The 13,178-nt window shown below is 70.7% G+C and carries 9 protein-coding genes and 1 other RNA gene; 5 read left to right on the top strand and 5 right to left on the bottom strand.

The window, feature by feature from the left end:
* Window positions 1-42: 42 nt before the first annotated feature.
* An RNA gene (gene rnpB, locus ACZ6DL_RS16470) (RNase P RNA component class A) lies at window positions 43-458 on the bottom strand.
* A gap of 36 nt (window positions 459-494) precedes the next feature.
* Here rnpB and ACZ6DL_RS16465 point away from each other — a divergent pair.
* From ACZ6DL_RS16465 to ACZ6DL_RS16450, 4 genes are all read left to right on the top strand, one after another.
* Window positions 495-1,382: an alpha/beta hydrolase gene (locus ACZ6DL_RS16465; RefSeq protein WP_062976673.1), complete on the top strand. Its 888-nt coding sequence runs from the start codon at window positions 495-497 to the stop codon at window positions 1,380-1,382.
* A 62-nt stretch (window positions 1,383-1,444) separates the two neighbouring features.
* Window positions 1,445-1,612 carry a hypothetical protein gene (locus tag ACZ6DL_RS16460; protein WP_466051853.1) on the top strand — a complete coding sequence of 56 codons (168 nt, stop codon included), beginning with the start codon at window positions 1,445-1,447 and terminating at the stop codon, window positions 1,610-1,612.
* Window positions 1,613-1,643: 31 nt separating this feature from the next.
* Complete coding sequence (locus tag ACZ6DL_RS16455) at window positions 1,644-2,213, top strand: NUDIX hydrolase (RefSeq protein ID WP_466051851.1); 570 nt, start codon at window positions 1,644-1,646, stop codon at window positions 2,211-2,213.
* Between the two features lie 48 nt (window positions 2,214-2,261).
* The gene (locus tag ACZ6DL_RS16450; protein WP_466051849.1) at window positions 2,262-2,723 is read left to right on the top strand and encodes a GNAT family N-acetyltransferase; all 462 of its coding nucleotides are present in this window, start codon (window positions 2,262-2,264) and stop codon (window positions 2,721-2,723) included.
* A 6-nt stretch (window positions 2,724-2,729) separates the two neighbouring features.
* Here ACZ6DL_RS16450 and ACZ6DL_RS16445 read toward each other — a convergent pair whose 3' ends face one another.
* The 3 genes from ACZ6DL_RS16445 to ACZ6DL_RS16435 form a co-directional block, all read right to left on the bottom strand.
* Window positions 2,730-3,683 carry a hypothetical protein gene (locus tag ACZ6DL_RS16445; protein WP_466051847.1) on the bottom strand — a complete coding sequence of 318 codons (954 nt, stop codon included), beginning with the start codon at window positions 3,681-3,683 and terminating at the stop codon, window positions 2,730-2,732.
* Window positions 3,680-4,255 (bottom strand): GNAT family N-acetyltransferase, encoded by a 576-nt coding sequence (locus ACZ6DL_RS16440; protein WP_466051845.1) that lies wholly within the window; start codon window positions 4,253-4,255, stop codon window positions 3,680-3,682. The genes ACZ6DL_RS16445 and ACZ6DL_RS16440 overlap by 4 nt, the downstream gene beginning before the upstream one ends.
* Before the next feature lie 326 nt (window positions 4,256-4,581).
* Window positions 4,582-4,989 (bottom strand): hypothetical protein, encoded by a 408-nt coding sequence (locus tag ACZ6DL_RS16435; RefSeq protein WP_466051843.1) that lies wholly within the window; start codon window positions 4,987-4,989, stop codon window positions 4,582-4,584.
* Window positions 4,990-5,118: 129 nt separating this feature from the next.
* On the opposite strand from ACZ6DL_RS16435, the gene ACZ6DL_RS16430 reads away from it, so the two are divergent.
* Window positions 5,119-5,934 carry a helix-turn-helix domain-containing protein gene (locus ACZ6DL_RS16430; protein ID WP_466051842.1) on the top strand — a complete coding sequence of 272 codons (816 nt, stop codon included), beginning with the start codon at window positions 5,119-5,121 and terminating at the stop codon, window positions 5,932-5,934.
* 7 nt (window positions 5,935-5,941) lie between these two features.
* Here the strand turns inward: ACZ6DL_RS16430 and ACZ6DL_RS16425 are convergent, their stop codons facing one another.
* On the bottom strand, window positions 5,942-13,174 hold the full coding sequence (locus ACZ6DL_RS16425) for an amino acid adenylation domain-containing protein (protein ID WP_466051840.1): 7,233 nt from the start codon (window positions 13,172-13,174) through the stop codon (window positions 5,942-5,944).
* Window positions 13,175-13,178: the final 4 nt, after the last annotated feature.

Below are 13,178 nucleotides of genomic sequence, written 5' to 3'. Positions count from 1 at the left end.
CTGCGCAGGCGTGCTTCGCACGTGCGGAGCACGCCCGGCGGGCGGACGAGTTGGTCTGTAAGCCGGATCCTGTCCCCGGCCCTGGGGCCGGGAGGCGACCATCCATCTGGGCACTCCGTCGCCGGGTACCTCGAGCGGTCCACCCGCAGGCTCGGGCGAGCAGCCCTCGAGCGCCTGCGCAGCCGCACCGCGAACGGTGCGGCCTTCGACCTTGCTCCGGGCGGGGTTTACCCAGCCGCCCCGGTCACCCGGGGCGCTGGTGCGCTCTTACCGCACCGTTTCACCCTCACCGCACGGCCCGGAGGCCGTGGGCGGTCTCTTTTCTGTGGCACTTTCCCGCGGGTCACCCCGGGTTGCCGTTAGCAACCGCCCTGCTCTGTGGAGTCCGGACTTTCCTCGGCGCCGGGCGGCGGCACAACCGTGCCCGTTCCCAGCGCCGCGGCCGCCCGACCAACTCGTCCGCCGTCCCAGGATACTGGGTACGGTTGGTGGCCATGGAACGTGTCGAGGTCGGCTTCCCATCCGGAAGCGAACAGTGCGCGGCGTGGCTATATCGCCCGGACGGCGCACCCAAACCCCGCCCGCTAGTGGTGATGGGACACGGCCTGGGGGCCAATCGGGAAATGGGACTGGATCGGTACGCGCGGCGTTTCGCGGCCGCGGGGATGGCGGTCCTGGTATTCGACTATCGGCATTTCGGCGCCAGTCAGGGCACGCCGCGCCAGTTGCTGAGCATCGCGCGGCAACGCGAAGACTGGCACGCCGCCATCGCGTACGCGCGCACGCTGCGCGGCATCGATGCGACCCGGATCGCGCTGTGGGGCACGTCGTTCGGGGGCGGGCACGTGCTCTCGGTCGCGCCGGACGACGCCTACATCGCCGCCGTGGTCGCGCAGGTGCCGTTCACCAGCGGACTGTCCTCGGCGCTGGCGAAGGGGCCGATCAGCCTCATCAAGGTCTCCACCATCGCGGCCGCCGACCTGCTGCTCGGGCCGATCCGGCGTAAGCCGGTCCGCATCCGGCTCGCCGGGCGCAAGCGGGCCGCGGCGCTGATGAGCGCGCCGGACGTGCCGGACGGCTTCCGCAGACTGACCGACGAGAGCGAGACCTACGAGCCGAAAGTGGCCGCCCGCGTCGCATTCTCCGCACTGTTCGACGCGCCGGGGCGACGCGCGAAGGCCCTGAAGATGCCGGTGCTGTACGCCCTGTGCGACGACGACTCCGTCGCGCCGGTGAAATCGGCGCTGCGCGCCGCCGAACGCACCAAGCACGCGGTGGTGAAGCGATATCCCGCAGGACATTTCGATATCTATTTCGACGAGGTCTTCGAGAAGACCGTGTACGACCAGACCGAATTCCTGGTGTCGGTGCTGCGACCGTGAATCGTCCGCGGCCCGGACGTGCGCCGGGCCGCACGAGAACAGCCGCGCTCGGTAGATTGCGGGTGAACACGCGTCCATCGGAACGAGGCACCGCTCACCACCCCCGGTTACTGCGTCGCGCGCGCGAGGTGTTCGAGGAAGCGCTGCCCGAACTCGCCGCGGCCGCCGACGCGCTCGACCGCGCCGCGACGTACACCACCCGGCTCGAACCGGTGGTACTGGACGGCTGAACCTGTCGGGCCCGGCGCTACAGTCCCCGCCATGCACTCCGCCACCGCCGCGGTCGTCGATGTCGTGCAGCGGATCACGCCGCTCGACGAGCTCGAGCGACAGCACGTCGACACGACGCTGGATTGGCTCGCGTCGACCGACGACATCTTCCGGCGGGCCAAGCCGGCCACGCCGCCGCGACACCTGGTCGCCTATGCCGTGCTGGTCGATCCGGTGGCGCGGGCGGTGCTGCTCGGCAGGCATCGCCTCGCCGGGCTGTGGCTGCCGACCGGAGGGCACGTCGATCCCGGCGAGCATCCGCTCGACGCGGCGCGGCGGGAAGCGGCCGAGGAGATCGGCGTCGAGGCCCGGTTCGACGTCGTCGGGCCCGACCCGCTGTTCCTCACCGTCACCACCACCGTCGGCTCCGACGCGCACGAAGACGTCAGCCTCTGGTACGTGATCCGCGGTGACCGCGCCCGCGGCCACGCCCTCGATCCGCGTGAGTTCGACGGTGAACATTGGTGGGACGTAGCCGGTTTCGACCTTCCCGACACCGATCCCCACTTCGCGCGTTTCCGCACCAAGCTGGACACCGCTCTGCAAGCCACCGCAAGCTGAGGTCGCTTCGAGTCGACGCGGCCGACCGATGCTGTCACGATGGCGCGGATGATTGTCAGGCTTGCGCGAGAGGACGACCTCGCCGGTTTTCTCGAACTGGCGGGGCAGGTCGAGCACTGGTTCGGGGCGTCCGCCGAGGATGCCGAGTTTCGTGCCGCGGTGCTGCGGCACATCGGGCGCGGGACGGCGCTCGTCGCTCGGTCCGCGGGGGCGGAGGTCCTCGGCGGCATCCTGTTCGGGTCGAACCCGCCGGTCCACCGGGTGCGCTGGCTGGTCGTCGCGGAACAGGCTCGCGGGCACGGCATCGGCCGGGCGCTCATCGCGGACGCGGTTCGCCGGTACGTGCCGGCCCCGGGAACGCTGGAAGCGGTCACCTTCGGGCTCGATCACCCCGGCGCGGTCGCCGGCGGTGCGCGCACGTTCTACGAGAAGTTGGGTTTCCACCCCGCGGAGGAGGCGGCTCCCGGGCCGGAGGGTGGATCCCGGCAGGTCTATCGACGGCGCGTGTGAACCGGGTCAGCGCCGGTGGAACGCGCGCCAGAGGATGAAGGCGAGGGTGGACGCCGGGATCGCGGCGAGGATGGGCTTGTCGCGAAGCATTTCCAGAAGGGTGCGGCCAGGGCGGCTCACCGGTCCGGGAATTCCCGCGGCGCCGCGTTCGGCGGCGGTGGCGGCGTCCGCCTGGACCTGCTCGGCGCGTTCGGCGGCGCGGCGAACCGACTCGTATATCGGTGTTTCCTTCGGGCTGCCCTCCGCGGCCGAATGCCGCACGGCTTCCGGATCCGCATTTCCTGTCGCGCCCGCGCCTTCCGGTGCCTGCGCCGAGGCCACCGTCTCCGGTTTCCCCGTAGCGCCGGCCGCGCCCGCTGTCGCGGGCACATCCTCCGAGACCTGAGCCGAACTCACCGACTCCGTCTTCCCTCCCGCGCCTGCGGTACCACCCGCCTGCGCGGACGCGCCCTCCGAGACCTGAGCCGAACTCACCGACTCTGTCCTTCCTCCCGCACCGGCGCCACCGGCCTCCGAGGACCGGCCCTCCGACAACCGCGAAGTCACCGTCTCAGGCTTTCCCGCCACGCCGGCGGCACCGCCCGCCTGCACAGCCGCATCCTTCGAGATCGGCGCCGAGGCCGCCGTCTCCGGCTTCTCCGCCGAACCAGCAGCGCCGCCCGGCTCCGCAGACGCATTCTCCGAAACCTGGGCCGAACTCACCGACTCGGTCTCGCCTCCCGCCCCAGCAGCCGCGCTACGCGTATCCGACTCGGCCTTCCGCACTTCCGCAACGTCCCCGCGTGACTCGCCGGACGTGTTCGCGGGACGCTGCGCGGCGCCCGGCTCCGCATCCCGGTCCGCTCGGGAGGCTCCGCCGTGCACCGCCGCGCCCTTGGACGGCTGCCCGGTTTCAGCAGGCACACCACCGGCGCCCCGCACGTCGTCGGTCCCCTTGTCCGCGGAATTGCGATCGGTCATGGCTGCCTCCTGTGCTCGGCGTCGCGGTGCGGGACGGATGTCTCGGATGCCGTCGCGGCCCGGATACCCTGCGGGTGGGCGGGCAAACCGGGCGTGGGCGGCCGCCAGGCCATCTCGAATTCCCGTCGCGGCTCGCCCGGGGCGATCGGCCCGCTGCCCCCGGTCCGCACGAAGCCGTTGCGCAGATACAGCCGCTCGGCGAAGGCATTGTGCTCGGCGAACTCCAAGCGGACGACGTCGTGCCCGCCCTCGACCGCCCAGTCGAGCACCGCGCGCACCAGCCGGTCGGACACCCCGGTCCCCCGTGCCGACGGCGCCACCCACATCGAGATCAGGTGCACCCCGCCGCGTTCCGGGTCGGGCATGCCCGCGACGGTCCCCACTTCGGCGCCGTCCCACTGGGCCACGAACTGCGCTCGATCCGACAGCGCGCGCCGCCAGTCGCTCTCGGTCCGGGCCTGGGCCTCGGCGAGGGTGCTACCGAAGAACTGCGGCGCGTCGGTCAGCGCCGCGAGCCTGATACGCCGGAATACCGCCCAGTCATCGGGTACGAGCAATCTGATCTCGGGCATAGAGACGTCCATCCGCATGTCTCTACCCGGTCGGCGGAGTCGGGCACAACGGAATTCCGATGAGCCGTCGAGGACGCACAGTGCCCGCTCACCCGTGACTCCGGGACGGGGTGAACAGCCACCGTCGGGCCTGCCGTACGGCCATCCTGATCCGGATGGCACTCGTCGCTGTCCCTGGCCGGCCTGCGGCCGCTGCTGGTCACCAGTTCCGCGAGGGGACCGAATGCCGTGACCGCATCACCGGCCGCCCACGGTGATCCGCGCGTCGAGCAGGCGGCCGAGGCCGGACTCGTCGGCGAGGCGGGATCGGTCGGTCCCATGGGTGCTCAACCGAGCCTGCGGAGCCCGGCCGATTCCAGTCCGGCGAAGATCGCGACCGCTGCCGCGCCGACGAGCAGGAAAGCCACGCCCGGACCGGTCAACGCGAGGACGTTCGTACCGGCCAGTCCGATCATCCCCACTGCCGACAAGGCGTTGACCGTGACGACCGCCTGCGCGTGGCGCGCGGACACCACGGGGCGTCGTGCGGGCGTCAGCAGTGCGAGCGCGCCACCGACCATGACCACTCCGAACGCGATACTCCAGCCGACCGGCAGCCCGAGCGGGTCGCGCAGCACTCCTGCTCCGGCCAGCAGCACCCCGCCGAAGATTCCGGTGCTCCAGCCGTCCACGCGCAGCGCGGTTCGCAGGAACGCGGTGCTCCCCTCGCGGCGAGCCAGGGTGGCTGGTCTCATATCGCACTCCGTTCATCGATCCGGCGGGGCCTATCGGCTCCCGCCGCCAACCCTGCTGGCGGGAGGTCGGCGTAGCAATGACCTCGGAGGTCATGGCCGCACCGCACGACCGAGTGCTTAGCTGGTCGAATGACAGCGGTGCGGACACCATCGAGAGCGGGCATCCTGCTCCGTGAATGGCGGCAACGGCGCAGGCTGAGCCAGCTGGATCTGGCGCTGGCCGCGGACAGTTCGGCGCGTCACCTGTCGTACCTGGAGACCGGCCGCGCCGCGCCCAGCCGGGCGATGGTGCTGCGGCTGTGCGACGCGCTGGAGGTGCCGCTGCGCGAACGCAACACCCTGCTGGTGGCAGCCGGTTTCGCCCCCGCTTACCCGGAGAGCGGTCTCGACGACGCCCATCTCGCGACGGTCCGCACCGCGCTGAACACCATGCTGACGGCGCACGAACCGTACCCGGCGGTGGTCATCGATCGGTTGTGGAATGTGGTGACGGGCAACGCGGCGATGAGCGTGCTGATGGACGGCGTTCCCGAACACGTGCGGGCGCCGCGGCTCAACGTCTACCGGCTGGTGCTGCACCCCGACGGGCTCGCGGGCCGGTTGGCCAACCTCGCCCAGGTGCGTGCCCTGTTCCTGGAGCGGCTCGGCAGGCAGGTCAGCGCGAGCGGCGACGCGGAACTGGCCGCGCTTCACGACGAGGTGGCGGCCTATCCCGAGCCGGCCGGAATCGACGGGTCGGAAGCGGGGGCAGGCGCACCGCCCGGCCCTTTCGAGGTGCCGATCCGGATCCGCACTCCGGCCGGCGAACTGTCGATGTTCAGCACGATGGCCACCTTCGGCGCACCCGCCGACGTGACGCTGTCGGAGCTGGCCATCGAATTGTTCTATCCCTTGGATGATTTCACCGCGGCCGTGCTGCGCGGGGCGGCCGCGGCGAAGGCGTGAGCGAGCCTCAGGCGTCCAGCATGGATTCGTCCCACTCACGGTCCAGATCGGGGTCGGCGGCCGACAGCACCTCGTCCAGCCGCAGGCCCAGCTCGCCGATGTTCGGCTCGGACATCATGTTCAGGTGATCGCCAGGAACGTCGATCACCGTGAACCGGCGCGCCGCGTACTGTTTCCATCCGTTGTCGGCGCTGTCGAACATGCTGCCGACGGTCTTGTGCGCCAGATCGACGCCCGGCGGCAGTCCCTCGGTCGCGCGCAGCAGCGTGATGTCGCGGTCGTACGGCTCGAGTTTGTAGTCCAGCATCGATGAGTAGTTGGCGAAGAACACCTCGTAGAGCCGCCGGATCGCCTGCGGGGAGCTGTCGGCGGGCAGGATGCCCGAGCGCACCGACTCCGCCAGCATCGCCGCGAACAAATCCTCGGAATTGTGCACGTCGGGCTCGAAATCGACCAGCGCCGACTGGCTTCCGCGCGCGTACCACAGCAGTTCCAGGAAGAACCACCGGATGAGTTTCTCCTCCGGGATCGGTGTTCGCGTCCGCGCGCGCAGCGCCATCGTGTCCAGCAGCGTCACACTGGACACCTCGTCCTCGGGGAGCCTGCGGGCCATCTCCAAGGCGACATAGCCGCCGAACGACCAGCCCGCCAAGTGATACGTGCCGGTCGGATGCACTCGCCGCACCGCCTCCAGGTACGACTCCGCCATCGCGGGAATGGACTTCTCCGGCGCGCTGCCCGAATCCGCGCCCGCCGCCTGCAGCCCGTACACCGGGCGGTCCGGATCCAGGTGACGCGCGAGAGCCAGATAGCACAGCACATTGCCGCCGATCGGGTGCACCAGGAACAGCGGCGGCTTGACCCCGCCCAAGCTGATCGGCACCAGCGGGTCGAACGTGCGCTGCACGTCGCCCGCGCGCACCAGCGTGGCGAGCCCGGCGGCGGTGGGCGCGCCGATGAACGCGTCCAGCGGCACCTCGACGCCCCATCGGCGCGACAGCGCCATCACCACGCGCATCGCCCCGATCGAGGTGCCACCCGACGCGAAGAAGTCGTCGTCCACGCCGATCGAGCGCAGGCCCGCGTACTCGGCCAGTAGTTCGACCGCCGACCGCTCGTAGTCGTCGGCGGGCTCTCGCCGGGCCGACACCGGCTCCGCGGCGTCCGCACCGTAGGCGCGCAGCGTCGCGTCGTCGCGCTTGCCGCTGGGCGTGCGAGGCAGTTCGTCGAGCCAGGCGAACCGCGACGGCACCATGTGCGCGGGCAGCATCGAGCGCAGGTCGTGCCGCAGTGCGGCGAGGTCGGTCTGCTCGGCCGCGCCGACCAGGAACGCGATCAGCGAGCCGTCGATACCGCCGAAACCGCGGGCCACCACGGCGGCCTCGGTGATGCCGGGGAACTTCTCCGCCAGGCTCAGGATGCACAGCTCGACTTCGGCGGGTTCAACCCGGAACCCGCGGATCTTGACCTGGCTGTCGCTGCGGCCCAGGCAGACGATGTCACCGGAGAACAGCCGGACACCGAGGTCGCCGGTGCGGTACCGGATTCCGCCCGCGTGCGTGGCGACGAACCGCTGTGCGGTGAGCGCGGGCCTGCCCTCGTAGCCGCGGGCGATGCTGCGGCCGCCGAGATAGATCTCGCCGATCACGCCGTCCGGCACCGGCCGCAGCGCGCTGTCGAGCAGTTCCACGGTGTCGCCGTCGACGGCGCGGCCGATGGGCGGCAGCGCGGGGAACTCGTCGGCCGGACCGGTGAGCGTGAACTTGGTCGCGACGTGGGATTCGGTGGGACCGTACTGGTTCTCCAGCACCAGGCCCGGAACCACTTTGCACAGCGCGCGGATCTCGTCGGTGATGCGCAACTGTTCGCCGGAGGAGATCAGCACCTTCAGTTCGGTCGGGAACATCCGGTGCCCCACGGCGGCCTCGGCGAACGCCTGCAACGCCACGTACGGCAGGAACAGCCGTTCGATGCCCTCCTCCACGACGGTGTTCAGCAATTGCTCGACGTTCGAGCGCAGATCGGCCGAACTCACCCGCAGGGTGGACCCGGCCGCGAGGGTGGTGAAGATCTCCTGGAACGACACGTCGAAACTCAACGGCGCCAACTGGAGTGTGCTCAGCAGACCGGTGCCGGTGGCCGCACGATTCTGCCAGTCCACCAGGGAGGTCAGGCCGCGATGCGGCATCGCGACGCCCTTGGGCTCACCGGTCGACCCGGAGGTGAACAGCACGTAGGCCACCGCGTCGGGCGACACGTGATCGGGCAGTTCCACTTCCGGCTCGGGCGCGGAGCCGTCGAAGAGCGCGGCGCTGTCCAGGACCAAGGCGGCGTCGTCGACGATGTCGCGGTAGGCGCCATCGGCGATCACCCGGTGCGGGCGGGCGCGGTCGATCATCAGGTTCAGCCTGGCCCGCGGGTAACTGACATCCAGCGGGACGCACGCGGCCCCGATCCTGGTCAGGGCGAGCACGAGCAACACCAGTTGCGGACGACGCCCCATCAGGATGCCGACCCGGTCGCCCGGTGACACGCCGAGTGCGGCCAGGCGCCGGGCCAGCCGATCGGAGCTTTCGATCATCTCGTCATAGCTGACCGATTCGTCGTCACCGGCCAGAGCGACGCGGGCGGGATGGAGCGCCGCCGCCTCGGCCACCAGCGTGCCCACGTCGTGGGCGGTCGCGGGGCCGGCGCCGCGGTCGATCACCGCGTCGGGGTCGGCGACGATGCCTGCCAGCATGCGCAGCTGGGTGAGCGCCACGGTCTCGCACTGTTCGGCGGTCAGCGTGTGATCACCGTCGACCCGCAACCACATCCGGCCGTCACGCGGGTCGGTCGCCGCGGTCACCAGCAGCTGGAAGTTGGTCTCCTCGCGGGCGTCGAAGTCCAGCAGGCGCACGCCGTCCAGCACCAGCATGGGCTGGAAGACGTGATAGTTGACGAAGTTGAACGCCGTCTCGAAGACCGGCCCGCCGTCGGCGAGTATCGATCGCAGCGGGTAGCGACGGAACGGATAGGCCTCGCGTTCGCGTCGCGCGAGCTGCTCCACCGCGGCGCGCCACGTGGTCGCGGTGCTGTCCAGCCGGATCGGCAGCGTGTTGAGGAACAGCCCCGCCACGCGTTCGGCGCCGGCGCGGTCCGGGCGACCGTGGCTCACCACGCCGGTGGTGACGTCCGTGCGGCCGGTGAGCGCCCGCAGCGCCAGGCAGTGCGCGGCCAGATAGACCGCCTTCTCCGGCACCTGGTGGCGCGCGGCGAACGCGGAGACCCGTTCGGCCAGCCTGCGCGGCACCAGCGCCCGTGCCTGCGGCACGCCCTCGACCACCGGCTGGTGCACCCCGAGCGCGGTGAGCGCGGTGGGTTCCGCGCCGGCCAGGGCGGTCGACCAGTACTCGCGGGCGGCGTCGTGCGCCGCGCCCTGCTCGGCCTGCGCGTACTCGGCGAGCACGGTGGTCGGATGGGCGGTGGCCTCCACCTGGGTCCGGGTCATGCCGATGTGGTTGAGGTAGTCCAGTAGCAGTTCCAGCACCGACGTGGCCACACTCCAGCCGTCCAGGATGGCGTGGTGGAAGCTCAGTACCAGGTCCACCGTGCCGACCGGCTCTTGCGGGCCGGGGCGGACGAAGACCCGGATGGCGAACAGCGGAGCGAGCGCGATGTCGTACTGCGCGTGGGCGCGCTCCTGGAGATAGATCTCGATCAGGTCTTCGCCGTCCGCCTCGCCCATGTCGCCGAGGTCGACGATCTCCAGCTCGTAGTGCGGTGCGACGTGCACGATCTGCAGCGGGACCGAATACCTGCTCAGCTCGAACGACGAGCGCAGCGCGGGTTGCCGCCGCACCAGCCGGTCCACCGCGTCCCGGAATTGCGATTCATCCCAGGGGATTTCGAGCCGGTAGCGGAACACGTCCTTGTAGGTGACCGAGTCGGCGCGCTCGATGCTGTGATACAGCATGCCCAGTTGCAGGGCCGTTGCCGGGAACGCGTCCTCGGCCTGGTGCAGCGCGGCGCGGTCGATCAGCGGCACCGTTTGCAAGGGAGCCACGACGCGCCCGCGCTCGTCGTGGCGGTCGTCGCGCACGACCCTGGCCAACTCGGCGATGGTCGGCGCCTGGTAGAAGGCGTCCACGTCGAAGTAGAGCCCGGCGCGTTCGGCGGCGGTGCGCACGGCCAGCGCGAGGATGGAATCGCCGCCGTGGGTGAAGAAGTTGTCGTGCACGCCGATCGACTCGACGCCCAGCACGGTGCGCCAGACCTGCGCGAGCCGGGTCTGCACCGGGGTGCGCGGCGCGCCGCCTGCCGCCTGCTCGGCGCCGTGGCCGAGGACGAGTTGCTCGGCGAGTGCGCGCCGGTCCAGTTTTCCGTTGCGGGTCAACGGTATCCGCTCCACCCGGATCAACCGGGACGGCACCATGTAGCGGGGCAGCCGGGCCGCGAGTTGCTCGGCGATCTCCTCGCCGGAGACGTCGGCGCCGACGAAATAGCCGACCAGTTGCACGCCGTGCGCCTCTGAGACTTCGTCCACCACGGCCGCCGCGCGCACCCCGGCGCAGCCGAGCATGGCGTTCTGCACCTCGCCGAGAGTGATCCGGTTGCCGCGGATCTTCACCTGGTCGTCGAAGCGGCCCAGGTACTCGAGGTTGCCGTCGGGCAGCCATCGCGCCAGGTCGCCGGTGCGGTAGCGGCGGCGGCCCGGCACCCCGCGGTCGTCGACGAACGCCGCCGCGGTCAGCTCGGGCCTGCCGCGATAACCGCGGGCCACGCCCACACCCGCGATGTTCAGCTCCCCCGGCACCCCGACGGGCACCCGGCGGCCGATGTGGTCGAGCACGAGCAGGTCGATGTTCGCGATCGGACGGCCGATCGGCACCACGGCCGGCGACTCGTCGGCCGGGCAGTCGAAATAGGAGACATCGACGGTGGCCTCGGTCGGGCCGTAGAGATTCACCAGCTGCGGCGCTGCGGCCCCGGCCGCGGCGAAGACCGCGTGGAACCGGCGTACCAGCGCGGGCGGTAACGCCTCGCCGCTGCAGAACACCCGTCGCACGCTGCCGATCCGCGCGACCGTCGCCGGGTCGGCGGCCAGCTCGTCGACGAACGCGGCGAGCATGGATGGTACGAAATGCAGCACCGTCACGTCGTGCGCGCTGATCGCGTCGGCGATGCGGCGCGGATCGCGCTCCCCGCCGGGTTCCAGCAAGGCCACCCGAGCGCCGGTGATCGCCCACCAGAACAGTTCCCACACCGACACGTCGAAGGTGGCCGGCGTCTTCTGGAGGATCACGTCCGCGGCGTGCAGGGGGTAGCGCCGCTGCATCCAGGTCAGGCGGTTGACCACCGACCGGTGCTCGATCATCACGCCCTTGGGCACGCCCGTGGAGCCCGACGTGTAGATGAGGTAACCGAGATCGGCCGGGTGCGAGACGCTTTCGACGCCGCGCGCCGGGACGGTGTCGGCCACCGCGATGCTGGTGACGCCCAGCTCGTCGAAGACCGCTCGATGCCGCGGCCCCGCCACCACGAAGCGCGCCCCGCAGTCGGCGAGCACGGTTCCGATGCGGGCGGCCGGGAAGTCCGGGTCGAGCGGCACGTACGCGCAACCGGCCCGCAACACGCCGAAGATCGCGACGAGCATCTCGGTCGAGCGGGGCAGCACGACGGCGACGCACTCGTTGCCGGTCGCGCCCAGCGCGTGCAATCTGGCGGCGAATCCATCGGCGAGCGCGGACAGTTCGGCGTAGCGCAGCGGCTGTTCCCCCGAGCCCGCTATCGGTTCGATCGCGATCCGCTCTGGATGCCGGGCGGCCACGTCGGCGACCAGCCGGTCGATGGTCGTGTACGGGAACTCCTCGCGCGGGCCCGCTTCGAACGCGGCGATGGCGGCCTGCTCCCGCGCGGGCATCAGCGGCAGGGCCGAGATCGGCACTCCGGGCCGGTCCAGCGCCGCCACCAACAGCGCGCCGATGCCGCGCACGACCGACTCGAAGGGGAAGTTCTCGTCGAAGACGTCCTTGTCGTAGTAGAGCTGGAGGTTCAGCGAACCGTCGCGGGCGTGCTCGACGCCGAGGATGTTCAGCGCTTCGAGCACCGTGCCGGGATTGACGATGTCGAGGGTGCCGAGGATCTTGTCCAAGTGATCCGACGGCGGCATCTTGATGTAGGAGTACGCCACGTCGAACAGCGGCGGCGCCGTCGGGTCGCTGCTGAGCGCACGCGCCAGGTCGCCGTACGGAAAACGCTCGTAGCGCTTGAGTTCCCGGATCTGCGCGGCCACCTCGGTGGCGACCGCCGACAGCGGCTGGTCCGGGTCGACCCGGATGCGCAGGGGCACCACGTTCGTCCGGTGCCCGGCGGTGCGGAAGGTCTCGGCGCTGTGCCGGTTGAGCATCGGGACCCCGATCACCACCTCCTCGGAGCGGTGAATGGTGGTCAAGTAGGCGGCCAGCGCCGAGACGGTGAACGCGAAGACGGAGAAGCCGGTGGCCCGAATGCGGTCGAGGAACGCGGGTTCCACCACTACGCGCCGGCGTCCCCGGTTGACGTCGGGGGTGCTCGCGCGGCCGGAGAAGAGCGCGGGGACCACGCCCTCGAAGCGGCGCACCAGCGCGTCCCGATCCGCCACCCACTGCGCCGAGGACAGATACTCCTCGTGCTCGGCGGCGATCTTGCGATAGGTGGCCGCGCCGCGATCGGTCTGCTCGGTGACCGGATCCGGCTCGGCGAGCTGTTCGAGCGACAGGTCTTTGCGGCTGTAGTTGTCCACCAGGGCGCTCCACAGCGCGTTCACGCCCCAGCCGTCGATCATGGCGTGGTGCATCGCCACGTAGAGATGGAAATGGTCGGGCCCGTCGACCAGCGCGGCGATCCGGAACGGCTGGCGCGGCGGGGAGGGCGTCACGTTCGCCCGGTTCACCCAGTCGCGCCGTGCCGCGGCGGGATCCGACGCCCAGCTGAGATCGACCAGCTCGACCTCGGGTAGCTCGTCGCAGACCCACTGCCAGAAGCGGCCTTCGGAGAACTCGAACCTCAGGCGCAGCGCGGCGTCACCGAGCAGCGCCCTGCGGACCACCGCGCGCAACCGGGCCATATCGAAAGGCTCGTCCAGGAACGCGCAGTAGGCGTTTCGGGTGACCGGCGCCGGGGCATACCGGTAGGAAACCGACAACACATCGCGCTGATAGGCGCTGACCGGCCAGGCTTCGGGGGGTCTTTCGGAAGTAGCACTCGGTTCGAATGGCACAGTC

This window comes from Nocardia sp. NPDC041819 (genome assembly GCF_055590505.1).
The sequence above is the reverse complement of the archived record's forward strand: the minus strand, read 5'-3'. Positions and strand labels throughout refer to the sequence as shown.

Excerpts from the sequence above, each read along its gene's own strand:
- ACZ6DL_RS16465 (WP_062976673.1), top strand. The coding sequence starts at position 495 with ATGGAACGTGTCGAGGTCGGCTTCCCATCCGGAAGCGAACAGTGCGCG.
- ACZ6DL_RS16455 (WP_466051851.1), top strand. The coding sequence starts at position 1,644 with ATGCACTCCGCCACCGCCGCGGTCGTCGATGTCGTGCAGCGGATCACG.
- ACZ6DL_RS16450 (WP_466051849.1), top strand. The coding sequence starts at position 2,262 with ATGATTGTCAGGCTTGCGCGAGAGGACGACCTCGCCGGTTTTCTCGAA.
- ACZ6DL_RS16445 (WP_466051847.1), bottom strand. The coding sequence starts at position 3,683 with ATGACCGATCGCAATTCCGCGGACAAGGGGACCGACGACGTGCGGGGC.
- ACZ6DL_RS16440 (WP_466051845.1), bottom strand. The coding sequence starts at position 4,255 with ATGCCCGAGATCAGATTGCTCGTACCCGATGACTGGGCGGTATTCCGG.
- ACZ6DL_RS16435 (WP_466051843.1), bottom strand. The coding sequence starts at position 4,989 with ATGAGACCAGCCACCCTGGCTCGCCGCGAGGGGAGCACCGCGTTCCTG.
- ACZ6DL_RS16430 (WP_466051842.1), top strand. The coding sequence starts at position 5,119 with ATGACAGCGGTGCGGACACCATCGAGAGCGGGCATCCTGCTCCGTGAA.